This is a genomic window from Ureibacillus chungkukjangi (genome assembly GCF_003217295.1).
In the GTDB taxonomy this organism is placed as follows: domain Bacteria; phylum Bacillota; class Bacilli; order Bacillales_A; family Planococcaceae; genus Ureibacillus; species Ureibacillus chungkukjangi.
Map to the genome: position 1 here is coordinate 90,241 of NZ_QJTJ01000009.1, position 21,042 is coordinate 111,282.

Annotated in this window: 20 protein-coding genes and 1 other annotated feature; of the genes, 9 read left to right on the forward strand and 11 right to left on the reverse strand. The window is 36.5% G+C overall.

Annotation, left to right across the window (positions count from 1 at the left end; genetic code table 11):
* Positions 1–18: 18 nt before the first annotated feature.
* On the reverse strand, positions 19–408 hold the full coding sequence (locus BJ095_RS09010) for a UPF0738 family protein (RefSeq protein ID WP_107935004.1): 390 nt from the start codon (positions 406–408) through the stop codon (positions 19–21).
* A gap of 104 nt (positions 409–512) precedes the next feature.
* On the opposite strand from BJ095_RS09010, the gene BJ095_RS09015 reads away from it, so the two are divergent.
* The 4 genes from BJ095_RS09015 to BJ095_RS09030 all read left to right on the forward strand — a co-directional run bounded on the left by BJ095_RS09015 (position 513) and on the right by BJ095_RS09030 (position 3,267).
* On the forward strand, positions 513–1,100 hold the full coding sequence (locus tag BJ095_RS09015) for a CYTH domain-containing protein (protein ID WP_107935005.1): 588 nt from the start codon (positions 513–515) through the stop codon (positions 1,098–1,100).
* Between the two features lie 23 nt (positions 1,101–1,123).
* On the forward strand, positions 1,124–1,858 hold the full coding sequence (locus BJ095_RS19390) for a lytic transglycosylase domain-containing protein (protein ID WP_107935034.1): 735 nt from the start codon (positions 1,124–1,126) through the stop codon (positions 1,856–1,858).
* A 201-nt stretch (positions 1,859–2,059) separates the two neighbouring features.
* The gene (locus BJ095_RS09025; RefSeq protein ID WP_107935006.1) at positions 2,060–2,461 is read left to right on the forward strand and encodes a globin domain-containing protein; all 402 of its coding nucleotides are present in this window, start codon (positions 2,060–2,062) and stop codon (positions 2,459–2,461) included.
* Complete coding sequence (locus tag BJ095_RS09030) at positions 2,458–3,267, forward strand: DsbA family protein (protein ID WP_107935007.1); 810 nt, start codon at positions 2,458–2,460, stop codon at positions 3,265–3,267. Before BJ095_RS09025 ends, BJ095_RS09030 begins: the two co-directional genes overlap by 4 nt.
* Before the next feature lie 576 nt (positions 3,268–3,843).
* Here BJ095_RS09030 and pepF read toward each other — a convergent pair.
* The 4 genes from pepF to spxA all read right to left on the reverse strand — a co-directional run bounded on the left by pepF (position 3,844) and on the right by spxA (position 8,609).
* Positions 3,844–5,649: an oligoendopeptidase F gene (pepF, locus tag BJ095_RS09035; protein WP_107935008.1), complete on the reverse strand. Its 1,806-nt coding sequence runs from the start codon at positions 5,647–5,649 to the stop codon at positions 3,844–3,846.
* Positions 5,650–5,713: 64 nt separating this feature from the next.
* Positions 5,714–6,838: a competence protein CoiA gene (locus BJ095_RS09040; protein WP_107935009.1), complete on the reverse strand. Its 1,125-nt coding sequence runs from the start codon at positions 6,836–6,838 to the stop codon at positions 5,714–5,716.
* A 247-nt stretch (positions 6,839–7,085) separates the two neighbouring features.
* Positions 7,086–7,736 carry an adaptor protein MecA gene (gene mecA, locus BJ095_RS09045; RefSeq protein ID WP_107935010.1) on the reverse strand — a complete coding sequence of 217 codons (651 nt, stop codon included), beginning with the start codon at positions 7,734–7,736 and terminating at the stop codon, positions 7,086–7,088.
* 477 nt (positions 7,737–8,213) lie between these two features.
* A complete protein-coding gene (spxA, locus tag BJ095_RS09050; protein WP_181418012.1) occupies positions 8,214–8,609 on the reverse strand; it encodes a transcriptional regulator SpxA in 396 nt (131 codons plus the stop codon).
* Positions 8,610–9,121: 512 nt separating this feature from the next.
* Positions 9,122–9,331, forward strand: a binding site (T-box leader).
* A gap of 67 nt (positions 9,332–9,398) precedes the next feature.
* On the opposite strand from spxA, the gene trpS reads away from it, so the two are divergent.
* On the forward strand, positions 9,399–10,388 hold the full coding sequence (gene trpS / locus BJ095_RS09055; RefSeq protein WP_107935012.1) for a tryptophan--tRNA ligase: 990 nt from the start codon (positions 9,399–9,401) through the stop codon (positions 10,386–10,388).
* A 323-nt stretch (positions 10,389–10,711) separates the two neighbouring features.
* Here trpS and fabF read toward each other — a convergent pair whose 3' ends face one another.
* Together fabF and BJ095_RS09070 are read right to left on the reverse strand one after the other, a co-directional pair.
* Positions 10,712–11,947 (reverse strand): beta-ketoacyl-ACP synthase II, encoded by a 1,236-nt coding sequence (gene fabF / locus BJ095_RS09065; protein ID WP_107935014.1) that lies wholly within the window; start codon positions 11,945–11,947, stop codon positions 10,712–10,714.
* Positions 11,948–11,995: 48 nt separating this feature from the next.
* Complete coding sequence (locus tag BJ095_RS09070; protein WP_107935015.1) at positions 11,996–12,934, reverse strand: beta-ketoacyl-ACP synthase III; 939 nt, start codon at positions 12,932–12,934, stop codon at positions 11,996–11,998.
* Between the two features lie 190 nt (positions 12,935–13,124).
* On the opposite strand from BJ095_RS09070, the gene BJ095_RS09075 reads away from it, so the two are divergent.
* The gene (locus BJ095_RS09075) at positions 13,125–13,316 is read left to right on the forward strand and encodes a YjzD family protein (RefSeq protein ID WP_107935016.1); all 192 of its coding nucleotides are present in this window, start codon (positions 13,125–13,127) and stop codon (positions 13,314–13,316) included.
* 109 nt (positions 13,317–13,425) lie between these two features.
* On the opposite strand, the gene BJ095_RS09080 is transcribed toward BJ095_RS09075, so the two are convergent.
* Complete coding sequence (locus tag BJ095_RS09080; RefSeq protein ID WP_107935017.1) at positions 13,426–15,555, reverse strand: ATP-dependent Clp protease ATP-binding subunit; 2,130 nt, start codon at positions 15,553–15,555, stop codon at positions 13,426–13,428.
* Between the two features lie 211 nt (positions 15,556–15,766).
* Here BJ095_RS09080 and BJ095_RS09085 point away from each other — a divergent pair, with 211 nt between their 5' ends.
* Positions 15,767–16,468: a Crp/Fnr family transcriptional regulator gene (locus tag BJ095_RS09085; protein WP_107935018.1), complete on the forward strand. Its 702-nt coding sequence runs from the start codon at positions 15,767–15,769 to the stop codon at positions 16,466–16,468.
* A gap of 39 nt (positions 16,469–16,507) precedes the next feature.
* Here BJ095_RS09085 and BJ095_RS09090 read toward each other — a convergent pair whose 3' ends face one another.
* The 3 genes from BJ095_RS09090 to BJ095_RS09100 form a co-directional block, all read right to left on the reverse strand.
* Positions 16,508–17,647, reverse strand: a complete 1,140-nt coding sequence (locus tag BJ095_RS09090) for a zinc-dependent alcohol dehydrogenase (RefSeq protein WP_107935019.1) — start codon at positions 17,645–17,647, stop codon at positions 16,508–16,510.
* Positions 17,648–17,846: 199 nt separating this feature from the next.
* The gene (locus BJ095_RS09095) at positions 17,847–18,161 is read right to left on the reverse strand and encodes a metal-sulfur cluster assembly factor (protein ID WP_107935020.1); all 315 of its coding nucleotides are present in this window, start codon (positions 18,159–18,161) and stop codon (positions 17,847–17,849) included.
* A 56-nt stretch (positions 18,162–18,217) separates the two neighbouring features.
* On the reverse strand, positions 18,218–18,979 hold the full coding sequence (locus tag BJ095_RS09100; protein WP_107935021.1) for a prolyl oligopeptidase family serine peptidase: 762 nt from the start codon (positions 18,977–18,979) through the stop codon (positions 18,218–18,220).
* Between the two features lie 211 nt (positions 18,980–19,190).
* Here BJ095_RS09100 and BJ095_RS09105 point away from each other — a divergent pair, with 211 nt between their 5' ends.
* Positions 19,191–19,997 (forward strand): Cof-type HAD-IIB family hydrolase, encoded by an 807-nt coding sequence (locus tag BJ095_RS09105; protein WP_107935022.1) that lies wholly within the window; start codon positions 19,191–19,193, stop codon positions 19,995–19,997.
* Between the two features lie 97 nt (positions 19,998–20,094).
* Positions 20,095–20,946, forward strand: coding sequence for a DegV family protein (locus tag BJ095_RS09110; RefSeq protein WP_107935023.1), 852 nt, complete (start codon positions 20,095–20,097; stop codon positions 20,944–20,946).
* Positions 20,947–21,042: the final 96 nt, after the last annotated feature.

Sequence of the window (21,042 nt, forward strand, 5' to 3'; positions counted from 1 at the left end):
TTCAGCTAGCGTATTTTACTATGCTTGTTCTTTTAAAATTTCAGTAAAAGCTGTTTCTACTGCTTCTACAAAGGTTTTTCCGTAATTGTCGTTCCCTTCAATATTAAAAAGAAGCATAGTCAATTCTTCAGTGAAATTTTCAAGCTCGATTTTTTGTTCATTCAATATAAGATATGGATTTTGCTCTGACTGTAAAACGCGTACTAATGCCGGCCATAAGTCATCCGGCAAATATAAATAGCTATATGCTCCCCCTTCTTCCACCAGGTAGATAAATGCTAAATGATCAGAATCTGTCAAAACCTGTCCTGCAGGTTGGATTTGAATTTCATTTTGATTTTCGTTTAAACTAAGGTGTAACTCATTATGTACGAATTGATATTTCTCTATATAATATATATTTCGCATTATGTAACTTCCCCTTCTAAGCTTTTCTCTACATATTTTAACATAGCTCATTGCAAATCGAGAAAGAGAATGTGGAAAATACATATTAAGAAAGGAAAAAAATAATGGCACAAGAAATAGAAATTGAATTTAAAAATGTCTTAACTAAACAACAATATGAAAACCTATTAAAAAAATTCCAGGTAACCGATGAAATGATCGTCCGTCAAGCCAACCATTATTTTGATACAAAGGATTTTCACCTAAAGAAATTATTAAGTGGCTTAAGAATCCGTGAAACGACAAAACGAATTGTTTGTACATTAAAAGAGCGAACTGCTGAAAATACACATTTAGAAACAACTGATGAAATCTCTAAGGAACAAGCTGCTTCAATGCTTGCAGGAAAAGGGTTCTTTGCGGAAAGTGTTAAAGCAAAGCTACTACAATTAGGAGTTCAAGTTGATCAGTTAAAGGTATTTGGGACGTTAACAACTGACCGCGTGGAATTATCTTACAAAGGTGGTACTATTGTGTTTGACCATTCTTTCTATTTAAACTGCGATGATTATGAGGTAGAATATGAAACAGACGAGGAAACCCTCGGAAAAGAAATTTTCGATCAGTTTTTAAAGGAAAACAACATTCCAAAGCAGGTAGCAGATAAAAAAATCGCTCGCTTTATGAATGCATTAAAATTGGAGAGAGGTTGATTGTATTGAATAATATATCATCAATGAAAGCATTATTAGAACTCCAAGCAATTCAATCATTTGGTAATTCAGATGCCAATGTTCAATCGGCATCTAATGATCAGTCAATCTTCACTCAGTTCCTAAACGAAATGATGAGTACACCAAACTCATCCCTTACTGAAGCTGAAAATTTACTTGGGCATTATGCAAGCTTAGATAGCACTTCTACTACTGGATTGGATACTAATTACTTATCATCCTTTGCCTTAAATGGAGAAGCCAATTTTTTACCAAATACTTATTACAACGAATTAGTACAAAACGAAGAGAGTGTCCTCTCAAATTATATAAATAAAGATTATTTAAATTCTGGTGGCTTTACAAATGTATTAGCAGGGGCAAATGCATATAGTGATATTATCGAACAAGCCTCTCAAGCATATGGTGTACCACAAAAGCTAATCGCTGCTGTCATGAAACAAGAATCTAATTACAACGAAAATGCCGTGAGCTCTGCAGGTGCTACAGGCTTAATGCAGCTGATGCCAGGTACTGCAAAATACCTTGGTGTGAATGACTCAAAAGATCCGGCTCAAAATATTATGGGCGGTGCAAAATATTTAGGTCAAATGCTAGATAAATTTGGTCAAAATATTGAATTAGCATTAGCAGCCTACAATGCTGGACCAGGAAATGTTTCAAAATATGGTGGAATTCCGCCATTTACTGAAACAAAAAATTATGTTACTAAAGTACTTAATTATTACAACGCTTAATGCCTGGAAGCGTTTTTCATACAAGCTTTTTCATGCTTTCAACAAAGACTCTATGACTCGGTTATGCTATTTGTTTGAGAAAAAGGTAATACGTTGTTAAAATGTATTTACCACATATTTTTTAAACAGTGGTTATAGACTAATCAGTATACTCTACTTGGATTTTCTTACGTATACTAAAAGAAGTAAAGGAGTACACCTATGAATCGAAAATATACGATTCCTTACGAGGAAATTGGTGCTGAAAAACTTTCTGAGCTCCTTCACGCTTTTTATGAACGTGTTGGAAGACATCCACAGTTAAAATCTATTTTTCCAGAGGATTTAACTGAAACAACAAGAAGACAAATTCAATTTCAGACTCAGTACTTAGGTGGGCCTAATTTATATAGTGATGAACATGGACATCCAATGCTAAGAGCTCGTCATATCCCATTTAAAATTACACCTGATCGTGCACAAGCCTGGTTAGAATGTATGAAGGAAGCGATGGATGAGGTTGGACTCGAGGGAAAATTCCGCGATGTGTATTACCAACGACTTGTCCTAACGGCGAATCATATGATTAACTCGCCAAATGAAGATGAGGAGGGGTTAGTGTGAATAATGTTCAATTATTATCAGAACCTGCCCCTACATCTACTACAAAACCAATAGAATTATATATTTTTATAGATCCGCTTTGTAAGAATGCCTTAAAAATGCAAACGATGCTGCGCAAGCTTCAATTAGAATATGACCACTATTTTACGTGGCGTTATATTTTAAGTACAAAGCTTGCTTCTCTCAATACATTAGGCCGCCGCACAAAAGGCTGTATTACTGGAGCTGAATTAGATATTACCCATCCTGCACTTCCATCGATTGCGATTAAAGCAGCAGAATTACAAGGTAAACGTGCATCGGCTCGCTTTTTACTTAAATTACAGGAGCATGCGCTTTTAAAAACAAAGGAAGTTACTTCCTATTCAGCACTAATCGAAATTGCCAAGGAATCCAATATTGATATTGAAGAATTCATTTCTGATTTTGGATCCAAGGAGGCTGCTCGTGCTTTTCAATGTGATTTACACATCACACGTGAAATGGAAATTGAAGAAGTACCAAGCATTGTATTCTTTAATGAATGCATAGAAGACGAAGGATTAAAGGTAAGTGGCATGTACGCTTATGAGGTGTATGTCCAAATACTTCAAGAAATGATGAATGAGGCAATCATTTGTAACCCACTCCCCACTTTCGATGAATTATTTGCTAGATACCATACATTAACGACAAGCGATGTTGCAGCAATCTACTCCATCTCCACACAGGAAGCTGAACGCGAGTTAAAAAAACGTATGCTCCAACAAAAAATCGAACGCCTATGTAATGAAGAAATCACCCTCTGGCGTCGCAAGTTAACTTAATCAGCACTTATTAATCTTAAAACTATTATTATATTAAATTTCAAGTAGACAAAGTCACAATGGCTTTGTCTATTTTTTTAGGCCTATCACATTAAACTTAGAGTGAGTTAGGAGTAGAAAGATTATATAGGTGTAATTAGAGGTAAACAGTTTTTGACTCTAAACGCAATAAAAAGAGGCGTCATCGACTGACGCCTCTCACAAAGGGGATGGGAGAAATGTTCACGTTCAAACAAAGGGGTGTATGTTTGTTATGTGATTTATTTCACGTATTTACTTTATCACGGAATAATAATGTATGCAATACTATGAAAATAGTTTCACAAATTCGTCATATAGTAACCGTTTTCATAGTGATATTATATATTGCCACTTATACCTATGCTACATGTATGCTTTTAGATTTAGAAAGCTCTATTGTGAAACATTTAGAAAATTGAATACAAAATTACTATTGTATTTATAGTAACTTAATTTGATTTTGGGTTGTAGCACCCCACCTATCTCCCTCCCCTAACTCGAATAAAAAATGCTCCACAGTTTAAATCCACCTGTGGAGCGTTTTAATTACCAAGCTTATTTCAACAACAAACCTTCAAGTTCATTTAGTTTTTCTTCAAATACTTTACATGCTTCTTGGATTGGTGCAGGTGATTCCATATCTACTCCTGCTGCTTTTAATACTTCGATTGGGAAATCAGAGCATCCAGCTTTTAAGAAGTTATTGATATAACGTTCTACTGCTGGTTGGCCTTCTTCAAGAATTTGCTTGCTTAAAGCTGTTGCAGCACTTTGACCTGTTGCATATTGGTATACATAGTAATTGTAATAGAAGTGCGGGATTCTAGCCCATTCTAAACCAATTTCCTCATCAACTGTCATTTCTTCACCAAAGTATTGTTTATTTAAATCATAGTAGATTTCAGTTAGGCGCTCAGCCGTAATTGCCTCACCTTTTTGGTCTAGGTCATGGATGATATGCTCAAATTCAGCAAACATTGTTTGGCGGAATACTGTACTACGGAATCCATCTAACCAGTGATTTAATAAATAGATTTTTTGCTGAGCATCCTCAGTTGTTTTTAACAGATGGTCGAATAATAATTCCTCGTTACAAGTAGAGGCAACCTCTGCTACGAAGATTGAATATCTTCCGTATGGGTATGGTTGGTTTGCACGTGTATAATAGCTGTGCATACTGTGGCCAAACTCATGAGCTAATGTAAATAGGTTGTCTAGGTTGTTTTGCCAGTTCATAAGGATGAATGGGTTTGTGCCATAAGTACCCGATGAATAAGCACCACTTCTTTTCCCTTTGTTTTCCAATACATCTACCCAGCGGCTGTCTAAGCCCTTTTGTACAGTAGCTTGATATTCTTTACCAAGAGGCTCGAAGCTTTTTACCATAATATCCTTTGCTTTTTCATATGGCATTTCAATTTTCACTTCTTTTACTAAAGGAGTGAATAGATCGTACATGTGTAATTCTTCTATACCTAATACCTGCTTGCGCAATGCAACGTAGCGATGTAATACTGGTAAAAATTCATGAATTGTTGAAACAAGCTGATCGTATACCTTTTCTGGAATATGGTTGTTGCTCATCGCACTTTGTCGTGCAGACCCGTAATTACGTATTCTTGCACTGACGTTATGAGCTTTTACATTTCCAGCTAAAGTAGTAGCAAATGTATTTTTAAATTGACCATACGTTTTGTACATTGCTTTGAATGCATTTTCACGTACTTCACGGTTGTCGCTCTCCAAGAAAGTAACATAGTTTCCATGTGTTAACTGTACGTCTTCCCCTTTGTCATTTTTGACTGTTGGGAATTCTAAATCTGCATTGTTTAATGCACTGAACGTATTTCCAGATGCTCCTGTAACCTCAGAGAATTGTGCAAGCAATTCTTCTTTATCGGCAGTTAATACATGTGGACGTTCTAAATTCAACTCAGTTAACATTTGCTTGTACAATGTTAATGGCTCATACTCATTAATGTAGCTATTGATCGTCTCTTCATCGATTGATAAAATTTCAGGTGTTACAAATGACCATGCAGCAGAAAATTTTGCTCCTAGTGAACGGATTCTACTATCTGTTGCTTGATATTTACCATTTGTTGTATCCTGGTCATGCTTTAAATGGCTATATACATAAAGTTTTCCAAAGCGTTCTGATAGTTTATCGCTAAATTGTAATGTTTCATATAAAGCTTGTGCACTTTCAGCCACTTTCCCTTTATATTTTTCAGCCTCAGGGATTAATTTTTCAATTTCCTTGAATTCCTGCTCCCATGCTTCGTCTGATTGGAAAATTCCTTCTAAATTCCAAGTTAAATCTACTGGTACTTCATCACGAGTTAACACTTTTTTAGCCATTTTAAATCCTCCGATACAGTTATTTCGAAATTCGAATCACATGTTTATTTTCTCAATATTTCGTCTATATTGCAAGGAAATGATTATATAAAACCTCTAATAACTTTTCCTCTTGGATAGATTGATAGGAATGCTGTATTGACAGCTCTTCAAGTATTCTGCAATATTGTTGCACTACATTTTTCGCTCTTTCATTCTGAGGCAAGCTCGCCCACTTTAAAAAGTAGAAAATAGTTTGTCCCTTCATATGCCTTAGCTCAATTTGGTTTATGTGAATAAAATAAAAGATTGCAAGCTGCCAATCAACCGAAAACACTTGAAATTCATCATTTCCAACAAGCGGTATACCTATATAATTAGGTAAAGCGTGCAAATTTAAACGTAATTCATAGACACTTCTTAATAGTATGTCCTTTACACCTCTCCTACTTAATAATACTCTGTCTTGTAAATACTTATGTTTCTCTTGGTTATTAATAAGCAAATATTGTTTGAACTCATTTTGGGTTAATGGTCTCGGAAGATAAAATGGGAACTTTTGATGGTCAATAGGGATAGCTTGTACTTTAGAGATAAAGCGGTTGCCCTGAAGAAAAATTAGATTTGAAATATAAAAAAACTGTCGCACAGCTGGATTGTACGTCATAAGATATGGATGGTGTTCAGAGGATAATAAAAATTGCTGATGGTTTTTAGTAAGAGATATTTTTTGAATCCCTTTTTTTACAATATTGCTTGGTGTGTTGGGAATCCAGATTGGAGAAATTTTCTCACTAGCATATCCCTCGTTTCGCTCTATTAATCTTTCTTGCGAGATTGGGCTGCACTGAAACTCAATGGCGAATTGTTTTTTATTTTGATCTTGCAATAGAATATCTGGTCTTTGCTGAATACTTGGTAAATAAGCCTCTAACTCGGTATCGATACTCAATGCCTTAAAATGGTTATATAGTTGCTCTTTACCTTTTAAATGGATTTCGGATTCTCTATCTGAAAATAGATAGTCACAGTTACTTTTTGAGATATGGGCAAAATGGGGAATTTTTAAGGAACCAATTTTAAATAATAGCTGTTGTTTACATAGTGGGCAGTAAAACTTTTTGGAGCTACGAAGCTGATGTAATGTTGTTTGAGGCATGCTTGAATTCAATATAAAGGGCTCATTCTGCTCTGTATAAGCTACAAGCATAGCACACCTCCTTTTGCTTATTATAAATTGACTATAATAGCTTTTCAATATTTTCTGTAAATAGTAGCCAAACTTAAATTTTGCCTCATTTTAAAACAAAAAAGAGATGCCTTGTATTCAAGACACCTCATTTTATATAACGGGCACTAAACTCCATTTCAAGAATTTTGAAAAACAGTTTCGGAGCCCGTTGAAATGTTAAATTAGATTTGTGCTTCAATTAGGTTATTACAACCTATTTCACAGCTTAAGCGAAGTATTGAAGTACTGTTTCAAAACAATCCTGTTCCATAATTGTTTCGCCATATTCTTGAATACGATAAATCGTCATTTTAGAACCAGCAAGATATTCATTAATAATTGCACGGATATCTTGACGTTCTTGGTTTTCTTCGAGATTTGAGAAATCAACTGCCAAGAAATAGTATTTTTCATATTTGTACAAGGAAGAATGTACGCCATGTGATACTACACGTTTTGCAACAGGAATAATTTCGTCAATGTCTTTAAATTTATAAAGAGATATATTATTGAGACCGAGTTGATTAATATCGTCGTCATCAAAGGCATCAAAAATAGAGTCATCTAAATTTTTATGAGCAGCATCTCGATGCTCATCGAAACCGGATAGCAACCCGTTGGATTCCCCATCGGAATTTATGTTAGCTCTTGTTACAATTACTTCAAGGCCATGTTCAGAGGCATTTACATGAATCCAAATTGGTCCATCAAGGTCAAAGTAATCTTCTGTATTTATTTCGCCAATCATATCCCAGAAAAGTTCTTCCCCTTTATTTCTGTTGTACCAAATCTCTTCGCGACTATAACCGCGGTCCTCAATATCACGATAAGTAATAAAGAGCTTTATTGTGTTTTCGTTTACGCGTTCGATGTCCATTAGACTTCAACTCCCTTCACAGTCATTCGTTGAAAAACAAAGAAAGCGTTCTTAGTATGTTTTGGATTGCTAAACTTAAACCAAACAATTCAAAACACAGCATTCATAACAACTTATTACAGAACTAAAGCTTTTTTTCTATATATCTATGCTTTATTCTATAATTCTATTGTATGATTACCTATATGAAATGAAAAGAAAAAACAACTACAGAAAAAATTAGTTTGAATATTGAAATTGTAGATGACAAAGCATTTGAAATCAAGTAGAAAGCATTCAGATTTTAGTTAAATAAAGTGTGAAATTTCTTGCTCATGTACTAAAATTATGTAATGCATTCACTGGATTGGAAAACCTGGTTTTATCAAAATATTCGCTAACTAGATTGCGCTTTATAAGCCTGTAAAAAATAAAAACGATAAAATCCAGTGATAATGGATTTTATCGATATACTCGCAAGAATATTCCTAGAAATGATTAATTAACCATTTTTTGTGCTTCAAGTAATTGGAACGCTCGAACTTTTCTTGGTAAGAAACGTCGAATCTCATCCTCATTGTACCCAACCTGTAAGCGTTTTTCGTCTAATATAATAGGACGACGAAGTAAACCAGGGTACTCTTGAATTAACTCATATAATTGTTGAAGCGGTAAACTTTCTACATCAACATTTAATTTTTGGAATATTTTAGAACGTGTCGAGATAATTTCATCCGTTCCATCCTCTGTCATTCGAAGTATTTCTTTTATTTCACTGATTGTTAAAGGCTCAGAAAAAATATTGCGCTCTCTATAAGCAATTTCATGCTCTTCCAGCCATGCTTTGGCTTTTCTGCAGGACGTACAGCTTGGTGATGTAAATAATGTTACAATCATTATTACACTTCCTTTCCGATTGGGATGGATATAATCTATTATCAAGTATTTATTATTTTAGAATTAGTTTAATTAAAACAACGTCTTAATTATACAATAATCTTAGCCTTTTGGATATAGCTTACATTTAAAAATGATAGTAAACGCAATATTAATTATACCTATTTATTCTCGTTTATACGCAAATTCTATATTTTTGTTATAGTACACAAATAATATTCCCTTTACTTGGTTAAAGTAAACATTTAGCAATTAAATATAGCCAATTCTCAATTAGTCGACATTAATCGAGAAGAAATCGCAAATTTCTGTTAATTACCTCTTCGTTTTACACAGATTTCACCAAAAGAAAATAATTATCTTTCACGATACAATTATTCCCCAAATTCTTTCTATTTCATTCCAAAAATAAAAAGAAAATAAAATTTGCTTTTGAAACTTATTTTGTATATGATTTTTTTATATAATTGAACATCAGGTTTGTTAACGAATCGTACATTTAAATGAATTGAAAAACGATGATAAAGATTAGTACATATGCCTCTTTGTGCATAGAGAGTCTGTGGTTGGTGAAAACAGAAGACAGAGCATATGGAATGGACTTTTGAGTGGCTTTATGAAGGTAGTAGTAAAGCACGGATACTTCACGTTACGAAGTCTAAGTGGTCATTATTGACAAACTGGGTGGTACCGCGGATTCAACATCATTCGTCCCAATGCGCATTAGCGTATTGTGGAGCGTATGGTGTTTTTTTATATTAAAAATTAATTTTAGGAGGAATTACGATGAAAACCATTTTTTCTGGGGTTCAACCAACAGGAGTTATTACTTTAGGTAACTATATCGGGGCTTTTATGCAGTTTCCGGCACTACAAGATGAGGGCAATGCAATTTATTGTATCGTGGATCAGCATGCCATAACAGTTCCTCAGGATCCAAAGGAATTGCGCTCAAATATCCGTACATTAGCAGCTACATATTTAGCGACTGGAATTGATCCAAACAAATCAACTTTATTTATCCAATCTGAGGTACCTGCCCATGCCCAAGCAGGCTGGATGCTACAATGTGTAGCGACAATCGGTGAACTTGAGCGCATGACACAATTCAAGGATAAGTCAGACGGGAAAGAATCCGTAACAGCTGGCTTATTAACATATCCCCCATTAATGGCTGGTGATATTCTTTTATATAACACGACGATCGTACCAGTAGGCGATGACCAAAAGCAACATATCGAGCTAACACGCGATCTTGCAGAGCGTTTCAATAAGCGTTATGGTGATGTATTTGTTATTCCAGAAATCCAATTACCAAAAGCTGGCGCACGTATTAAGTCTCTACAGGAGCCTACAAAGAAAATGAGTAAGTCTGACCCAAATACAAAAGCAACAGTACGCTTCTTAGATACACCGAAGCAAATTGAAAAGAAAATCAAATCCGCAGTTACGGATTCCGATGGTTATGTAGCATTTGACGAGGTAAACAAACCTGGCGTTTCGAACCTATTAACAATCGAATCTGCTGTTACAGGAATCGATATCCCTTCTCTAGTACAAAAATATGATGGCCTAGGTTATGGTGCCTTTAAAGAGGGCGTTGCAACAAGCTTAGTGGAGCATTTAGAGCCGATCCAGCAACGATTCAATGATTTAATCGAATCTGCAGAGTTGGATAGAATTCTTGATGAGGGTGCTGAAAAAGCAAATGCCATCGCTTCAAAAACGATTAAACAAATGGAAAACGCGATGGGCTTAGGTCGAAAATCAAGATAAACAGTATAACGATCGAACCAATGGCCATATAAAGCTCGTTTGTAGTAACGATAAAAGCCCAAACAGCTGACCAAGAATATCCGAGCGTACGATAGTTTAAATACAGTAGTAGGTTTCCTACTGACATTACGCAAATACCATAGCTAAATAAAAACAGCATAAATCGAAACATGTCCACCATCCTTATATTAACTAAATATTCATTTACCAACATAAAAATGCCTTTAGCTTTTCGCTAAAGGCATTTAACTTATCGACAAATCCTTACAGGGATTATGAGGCTGGAAAAGCAGCTAGATATTTGCTAGATTCTATCAGCCTATTTAATCAACCTTTTTCAACAAGATACTTGCATTATGTCCACCAAAGCCAAGTGAGTTACTCATTGCGTATTCAACATACTGATTACGTGCAGTATTTGGAATATAGTCTAAATCACATTCTGGGTCTGGCGTTGTTAGATTAATAGTTGGAGGTAAAATGCCCTCTTTTAAAGCTAATGCAGTAAAGATAGCTTCTACCCCACCAGCAGCACCTAGTAAGTGGCCAGTCATTGATTTTGTAGAACTCATCGCTAGATTATAGGCATGATCTGCAAAGACAGTTTTCACTGCTTTTGTTTCAAATAAATCATTATATGGTGTACTCGTACCATGAGCATTTATATAACCGACTTGTGTTGGATCCACATCGCCATCCTCTAATGCTTGACGAATCGCTCTTGCAGCACCCTCACCCTCTGGAGCTGGAGCTGTAATATGATGAGCATCTCCTGTTGAACCATAGCCAACGATTTCAGCATAGATTTTAGCACCACGAGCTTTAGCAAATTCATATTCCTCTAAGATTAAGATACCTGCTCCTTCACCGATAACAAAGCCATCACGGTTTGCATCAAAAGGACGAGAAGCAATTTCAGCATCTGGATTTAGTGAAAGTGCAGTACTTGAACAGAAGCCTGCTACTGCCATATTTACGATTGGTGCCTCTGCTCCACCCGTAATCATAGCGTCAGCATCCCCGCGTTGAATTACTTTGAATGCATCACCAATTGAGTTCGTTCCTGAAGCACAAGCAGTTACAGAACAAGAGTTAATCCCTTTTGCACCAAAGTGAATTGAAACTTGACCAGAAGCCATGTTAGGAATCATCATCGGAACGAAGAATGGGCTTACTCGTCGTACGCCGCGTTCTTGGAAGGTTACATATTGATTTTCGTATGTTTCCATCCCACCAATCCCAGAGCCAATCCATACACCAACACGAGGAGCGATTTCTTCTGTAATTGTTAAGCCTGAATCCATCATGGCCATGATGGAGGACGCTAAAGCATAATGAGTGAAACGGTCCATTTTTCGCGCTTCTTTTTTCTCAACATATTGTTCGATATCAAAATCTTTCACTTCTGCTGCTATTTTAACTGGAAATTTCTCTGCATCTAATCGCGTCAATGCGCCAACACCAGATTTCCCAGCGATTACATTTTCCCATGTTTCTTCTATTGAATTTCCTAAAGGAGTAACAGCTCCAATTCCCGTAATAACAACTCTTCTTTTCATCGTTTTAAAATCCCCCTTTGGTTTTAAACTGCTAGCATTTTTACAGTACTATTTTCCCCACTTAATGACAGCTGCACCCCAAGTTAGGCCGCCACCAAAACCAACTAATACGATAATATCGTCATCTTTGATTTTACCATCTTCTAATTCGTCTGCCAAAGCAAGTCCGATAGAAGCAGAGGAGGTATTTCCGTACTTGTGGATATGCTTTGAAAGTTTTTCTTCGGGTAACTCAAGTCTTTCGCGAGATGCTTCCATAATACGAATATTGGCTTGGTGTGGAATTAGTAAATCCACGTCCTGTTTCGATAGTCCCGCTTTATCTAGAACGGAAACAGCTGACTCGCCCATTTGTCTAACCGCAAATTTGAAAACTTCTCGGCCATTCATGGTAATTGTATGTTCATCATTCAAGAATAGGTGTTTACCCCCAGTTCCATCTGCACCTAATTCAAATGATAAAATACCTCTTCCTTCACTTACCTCACTAACTACTGCCGCACAGGCGCCGTCTCCGAACAATACTGCTGTATTACGATCATTCCAGTCAGTGATTTTGGATAGTTTTTCAACACCTACTACTAGGATATATTGATAACTCTTACTTTCAATAAATTGCTTAGCAGTAGCAAGCGCATATATAAAGCCTGAACAAGCTGCCGACACATCCATTGCAGCAGCATTTACAGCGCCTAATCTTTCTTGAATTTGACATGCAACACTTGGAAAACCTCGATCTGGCGTTACCGTAGCAACTAAGATTAACCCGATTTGATCTGCCGTTATGTTCGCATTTTCAATCGCATTGATGGCAGCGTTATACGCTAAATCAGAAGTATTTTCTTCCGGCCCTGCGATTCTTCTTTCTTCTATACCAGTTCTTGTACGAATCCATTCATCATTTGTATCTAAAGTTTTCTCTATATCAAAATTTGTTACAACCTTCTCTGGAACGTATTTCCCCAATCCAATGATCCCTGCGTTCATTTTAATCCCCCCAGTTTACTACTAACATTTAGTACCTGGTAATAATTATAGCTCATAAAAAAAAGAACCTCAACCTTTTATTCACGATTTGTTCTTAAGTTTGTAGTTCTTTTTTATGATTGTATATGTTATGATAATTAAGATGAAAATTGGAATACTATTTAAAATTGTTTTATAGAGGTGAAAAAGAATGCAATATGTAATGACTTTAATTTGGTCTGTTCTATTAATGTTAATGTTAAATTATGTAGTAAGCTCAGTTTTAGCTGTACCATTTGTACTTTCAACTAGCTTAATTCTTGGTGTTATTTTTACAATTTTAATCTTTATCATTGGTGCGATTATTCCAAACGACCCAACACCAGAAGCAGATCATCACTAATTTAGAATTTTAGCACTTCTTCTATGAAGTGCTTTTATTTTTCTATTATATATTTTAAACGGGTAACTCTTTAAATAGAGCTACCCGTTTTTTTCGGATATTAAGCTTTCTATTTTTTCACTAGTAATTGGCCATCCTCTAATGTAGCATATAAGCTTTCTCCTGGAAGAACTTCTCCCTTTAATAATTCTTTTGCTACTGCTGTTTCGACATTTCGTTGAATAAAGCGTTTTAAAGGTCTTGCTCCAAATTGAAGATCAATCCCATGTTGTACAATCCAATCGACTACCTCATCAGTTACCTTTAGCTCAATCTCTTGTTCAGCCACACGCTCCTGCAGCTGACCAACATATTTCCAGGCGATTGCGTGGAAATGTTCGGTACTCAATGCATGGAAGGTAATAATGTCATCCACACGATTTAAAAGCTCTGGTTTAAAGTGGGCACCTAATTCAGTCATAACTAGATCTTCTATAGATTGCTGGTGTTCTGGCTTAGCTTCAAGTAAATAATGCGAGCCGATATTAGATGTCATAATCACCACTGTATTAGTAAAGTTAACCAAACGCCCTTGACTATCTGTAATTCGCCCGTCATCTAATATTTGAAGTAAGATATTTGCAACATCAGGATGTGCTTTTTCAATTTCATCCAAAAGTACTACCGAGTATGGATTACGACGAACAGCTTCTGTTAATTGGCCACCCTCTTCATAGCCAATATATCCTGGAGGCGCACCGACAAGTCTGGAAACACTATGTTTTTCCATATATTCACTCATATCAATGCGAATAAAATGATCCTCTGAATCAAAAAGCTGTGCTGCTAAAGCTTTCGCAAGTTCCGTTTTCCCAACACCAGTAGGACCGAGGAATATAAACGAACCAATTGGTCGATTTGGATCTTTAATGCCTGAGCGAGCCCGCCAAACGGCTTCAGTCACAAGCTTAACGGCATTTTCTTGACCAACAACTCGTTCATGTAATGTTTCCTTTAAACGCAGGAGCTTGTCTCTCTCACCCTCTACAAGCTTAGTAACCGGAATGCCTGTCCATCTTGAGATGATGGAAGCAATTTCTTCTGCAGTTACTTCCTCTCGGAGAATTCTTGTGTCAGAGCTACTGTTCAGCTCCTCCTCTAAAATAGTTAACTCCTTCTCTAAGGTTGGAATTTTACCATGACGGAGCTCCGCTGCTTTGTTTAAATCATATTTACTTTCTGCGTCCTCTAAGTCTCGTCGATAGCTTTCAAGCTGTTCACGTTTTTTCTGAATAGCTTGCAGGCTTTGTTTTTCACTTTCCCATTGCTTACGTATCTTCTCTGTAGAATCCTTTAAATTAGACAATTCAGCTCTTAATGCTTCCAGACGCTTTTGACTTTGAGCATCTTTTTCCTTTTTCAATGCCTGCTCTTCAATTTCTAACTGTAATACCCGACGAGTTACCATATCAAGCTCTTGCGGCATTGAATCGATTTCAGTACGAATCATCGCGCATGCCTCATCGATCAAATCGATTGCCTTATCCGGCAGGAATCGTTCCGTAATATAACGGTTAGAAAGCTCCGCTGCTGCAATGATGGCACGATCATGAATGCTCACTTTGTGATGTACTTGAAAGCGTTCCTTTAACCCTCGCAAAATCGATACCGTGTCCTCGATAGATGGCTCTCGGACAATTACCTGCTGGAATCGACGCTCAAGAGCCGGATCTTTTTCAATGTACATACGGTATTCATCTAATGTAGTTGCTCCAATACAATGCAGCTCACCTCGTGCAAGCATCGGCTTTAGCATATTGCCCGCATCCATTGCTCCATCTGTTTTACCAGCACCCACAATTGTGTGAATCTCATCTATAAATAAAATGATTTGACCTTCAGAATCTTTTACCTCTTTTAATACACCCTTCAGCCGTTCTTCAAATTGCCCTCGATAGCTAGCCCCTGCGATTAATGCACTCATATCAAGCTCATATAAAAGACAATTTTTTAACCCTTCAGGTACATCCTTACGAACGATTCGTTGTGCAAGCCCTTCAACAATTGCCGTTTTACCGACGCCAGGCTCACCTATTAGAATCGGATTATTTTTTGTTTTTCTTGATAGGATTCGAATGACATTTCGAATTTCTTCATCTCGACCAATAACAGGATCCATCTTTCCATTTTTCACTTCTTCAATTAAGTTACGACCGAATTGTTCTAATGGACTACGATTGTCTTGCTGTTGAAATTGCATTCTTAAGCACCCTTTCAAATTTTTATCTTATATAATATTTTGATTTTTAGTTTGACCTTTTTTGACTAATTTGATTATAAGCTGTTTACAATAGAATTGCAAAAATTGGCACATAGATTTTACATTTTATTTGCCCTTCTTGTGATATCATATATTGAAATTATTTTTCTGATCGAAGCAAAAAAGTTCACTAAATAAAGGGTGTGAAGGAATGGCAGGAACTGATACATTACCAATGAATATTAGTCAGCTATTTGAAGAGCATGGTCTACAACTCCAAGTTGAAAAAGGAGATTATATTTTCCATGAAGGCGAAAGTGCCGGAGATTTGTTTTTTATAAAAAAAGGCTCCATCCAAATCAGTAAAGAATCAGAAAACGGGAAAGAACTAACGTTTCGTGTGTGCGGCAAAAATAGTATCATTGGTGAAAGCTCGTTGTTCGGCCCTACGACAGTCCATTCAAATACTGCAAAAGCAATCGTGGAATCTGAAATAGCGATTCTTAATAAGCATTTACTTGAAATGTTTTTAACAGAACAGCCTACTCTCATGATTGGCTACCTAAAATGGATTCAAAATGAAAATCTAAAAAATCAAAGCTTGATACGCGATTTAGTAATTCATGGAAAAAAAGGCGCCCTCTTCTCTACTTTGATTCGTTTATCGAATACCTATGGAAAACCGCTTGATGATAGTAAAAATCATATTCTCCTTGATATATATTTAACTAACACAGATGTAGCTAGCTTGTGCTCAACAAGTCGAGAAATGATCAACCGTATGCTGAATGATTTAAAAAAGCAGAACATTATTTCCTTTGACAAAGGCTATATTACAATTTTAGATTTGAATTATTTAAAAGAAGAAATTGCATGTGAAAACTGTCCAGCAACTATTTGTCGAATTGATTAAAAAGGTACGCAGAGGAATTTTCTGCGTACCTTTTTTATATTAAGGCTTCAATACAACCTTGATACATTCATCCTCATGGTCATTAAATATCTTATATGCCTCGCTAGCATGCTCAAGTGCAATTCTGTGCGTGATAATTTCTGTTGGATCAATTTTCCCGTCCTTAATCATGTCAAATAGCATTGGCATATAGTGAATAACGGGAGCTTGTCCCATTTTAATATTAATATTTCTTTCAAATAAATTACCTAATGGGAAATGATTATACATAGAGCCATATACACCTGTAAGCTGTAATGTACCAAATTTTTTCACAGCCTTCATTCCTATACGGATAGCACTTGTTGTACCACCTGAAAGCTTTAGCTTTTGCTCCACTGCTTCAAGAGGATTCTTTTTCCCATCCATCCCAACGCAATCGATTACTACATCGGCTCCACCTTTCGTGATCTCAGCGATATATTGACCTGTATCATCATGCTCATCAAAGTTGATGATTTCTACATTATTCATTTTCTTCGCATGATTTAGACGATATGGGAGATTATCGACTGCAATGACACGCTTTGCGCCTTTCATCCAGGCAAATTTTTGCGTCATTAAACCGATTGGCCCACAGCCTAATACTACGACTGTATCGCCATTCTTAACCCCACCACTTTCAACACTCCAGTAGGCTGTTGGAAGAACGTCAGACATAAAGAGCAGCGACTCATCTTCAAGCTCTACAGATTCCGGTATTACAAAGGGTACAAAGTTTCCGAATGGCACACGGAGCAACTCTGCTTGTCCACCCTGATAACCACCATAACGCTCTGTGAATCCAAAGTATCCACCTGTATCAACATGTGGGTTTGGATTGGCATTATCACATTGGCTCTCCATTTCATTCGAGCAATAATGACAGTGACCACAGGAAATATTAAAAGGTAGTACAACACGATCTCCCTTTTTCACTTTTTCTACACCAGCACCTACTTCTTCTACAATCCCCATTGGCTCATGCCCAACTACATAATCCTTTGATGTAGGAAGTGCACCTTGATAAATATGAAGGTCAGACCCACAAATCGCTGTGGACGTTACACGAATGATGATATCATCACTTTTCTCAATCTTCGGATCAGCAACCTCTTTAACTTGCATATCTTTTGCACCCTGGAAAGTAACAGCTTTCATGTAAAAAAACCTCCTATTTCATAAGTGATTATTAAAATTTCATATTTCTACACTTCCCCTTATTTTGCATGATAATCATTTAAATATTCCTCTCGCTATATTCCTTAGAAAAAATTAGCAAACTTCAACAAAAAAACTGCAGACAAACTGAAATTTTGTTTGTCTGCAGTCTATAGAGCACACTTGCTCGTTTTTAAAATTACCGAATTCCTAAAGCCATTTTTGCATAGCGTGACATCATATCTTTTGACCATGCTGGCTGCCAAACGATATTAACATCAACCTTTTTCACTTCAGGCAGCTCACTTAAAGCTGTATTTACTTGGTCAACGATTACCGGACCCAGTGGGCACCCCATAGATGTTAGCGTCATTGTTACTGTCGCTAATCCTTCTTCGTCTAAATCTACCTCATATACTAAACCTAAGTTGACAATATCGATGCCAAGCTCAGGATCGATTACATTTTCTAAAGCACCTAACATGCTCTCTTTCATATCTTCACTGATTGCCATTTTCTTGATTTCCCCCTTTTCTATAGTGTTAACTCTATCATAGCAAATGAAATTATTTATGCCAAATGTTGCGAAAGGAACGATGTAACAGCAAGGACACCGCTTCGCGGAACCTTATGCCCCGAATTTTTCGACTCAACAAACTTTAATTTCTCAGGTGAGGCTTCATATAGTGAACGTAATTCCGTGTAAAAATGATATGTATTTTCGAATGGAACAGTCATATCTTTATGTCCATGCCAAAATATCACGGGTCTTTGGTTGAATCGTGTTGGCTCATTTGTTATATCGTATTCTGATAATTGATTTAAGATTGCCTCTTTCTGCTTTTCATCGAATGGTAATGCTACACCCATTTTTTCAAATTGCTCTAGCTGATAATTCGCTAGATCCACATATCCCGGAGCTCCCATACAAATCGCTGCAGCACTTATCCAATCATAAGAGTTTAAACAGCCAGCTGTAATAATTCCACCCATCGAGGAGCCAGCAATCCCAATTTTAGCATCGCCATAGCCTCTTTGCTTTAGCTCTTCGTAAATGCTGCTAACCTCATGAATAGTTTTCAGGACAATTTCCCAAAAATGCATATTCATTTTCAACTCAGAAAGATTCTCATTTCGTACACCGTGTAAATAAGCATCGGGCATGATGACACGTACACCATTTTGGACTAATTGATAGGCGTAGTGTAAATTATGCTCCTTCGCACTTTGAAAGCCATGGAGAAATATTACAACAGGCGTTTTTTCGTTCATTGAATTATCGTAAACATGTAATAAAGGTATACCTTTCCACATATCATCTTGAACATACATTTTCTTTCACCCCTAAACAATATTAGAAAATCTATTTTATTTCTTAAATAGTTTTTCTAAAGCAAATATTTTATCAATAATAGAAAAAACTATTCATAACAATCATATCATTGGTGGAAAATTTTTGCTAAAAATAGAATCAGATTATCAATTTTTGACTAAATATATCCATAAGGATAAAATTTAAAGAGAGAGAAAGGAGACTTCCTTCATGAAACCACATTTAATAGTATTAGATTTAGACGGTACATTATTAACGGATGAAAAGAAAATATCCGAAAAAACAAAGGAAACTTTATTCAAGGCAAAGGAAGCCGGACATCAAGTAATGATAGCTACTGGGCGTCCGTTCCGTGCAAGTCAGCTGTATTATAATGAGATGATGTTAACGACACCAATCGTTAATTTTAATGGTGCCCTTATACACCATCCTAAAAATATAGGATGGAAAATGCTCCATTCCCCAATTGATATTAGCGTTGTCCATGATGTAGTTGACTCAGTGGATAAATATCAATATGAGAATTTGATAGCAGAAGTAAAGGACGATGTATTTATCCATAACGAGGATAATCGTATGATGGATATCTTTAATATGGGCGATCCTCGCGTGACTATCGGGAACCTTCGCGGAAGCTTAACCGAAGATCCTACCAGCTTACTTATACATGCAGACGAAGGAAATGTGCCAATCATTCGTGATCATTTAGCAAGTGTTCATGCCGAATTAATCGACCACCGTCGTTGGGGTGCACCCTTCCATATTATCGAGATCGTACGAAAAGGCTTAAACAAGGCCGTTGGAATTTCACACATTGCAAAAGACTTGAATATCCCACGAGATCGTATTATCGCATTTGGCGATGAGGATAACGACTTAGAAATGCTTGAATACGCAGGAGTCGGAGTAGCAATGTCAAACGGTATTGATCAGCTAAAAAATATCGCCAATGAAATTACTTTAAGTAATAACGAAGATGGCATTGCCAAATTCCTAATAGAAAGACTAAAATTATAAGTATAGATATAAATAGATATACCAGTATTCCCTTTAATTCACTAGAACGAATGGGATAGAGGATATTACAAATTCAAGGCTTAAAGGAGGTATGAATATGAAAATTTTTGCAGATAGCGGCAGTGATTTACCAAAGGAGTTTTTTACTGAGAATAATGTAGAGCTCTTTACCTTACGAGTGGATTTAAATAACCAACAATATAATGATATCCTGGATATTGATCCTAAGGTAGTATACGATGCAATGAGAGAAGGTGCAGTTCCCAAAACCTCTCAGGTGTCGCCAGAGGTTTTCTTAAAACAATTTGAAGCCCTTGCAAAAAATGATGAGGAAGGAATTTATATCGCCTTCTCTTCTAATTTATCGGGTACATATAACACAGCTGTGATGATTGCTTCTCAGGTACGCGAAAATTACCCAAATTTAAAATTAAAAATTATTGATTCAAAATGTGCCTCTCTTGGACATGGGCTGCTCGTACTTGAAGCCGTTCGTTTACGTGAAGAAGGACTAGCCTATGAAGAAATTGCTCAAAAAATCACGCATATGGCTGAGCATATGACTCAATTGTTTACTGTAGAAAACTTAAGCTACCTAGCTGCTGGTGGACGACTTTCTAAATCGAGTGCATTTATCGGTGGACTTTTAAGTATTAAACCGATATTGCATGTTGAAGACGGAAAGTTAATTCCTCTAGAAAAAATTCGAGGTCGTAAAAAAGCGATTAACCGTATCATCGAACTAATGGCAGAGCGTGGCGGCGATTTTTCAAATACAGTCGTAGGAATAAGCCATGGCGATGATTTAGAATTTGCAAAAGAGGTACAGGCTTTAATCGAAGAGAAATTGCATCCAAAAGCCTTCGAAATAACAATGATTGGCTCGAGTATTGGCGCACATGCTGGTCCCGGCACAATTGCCATCTTCTTTACTGATAAAGACTATTAAAACATTTCGAGCTGTTTCTAAAAGAAACAGCTCGTTTTTTTGTGAATATATAAAAAGATGAACCCGAGGAGTTTTACACCCCTGGGTTCATCTTTT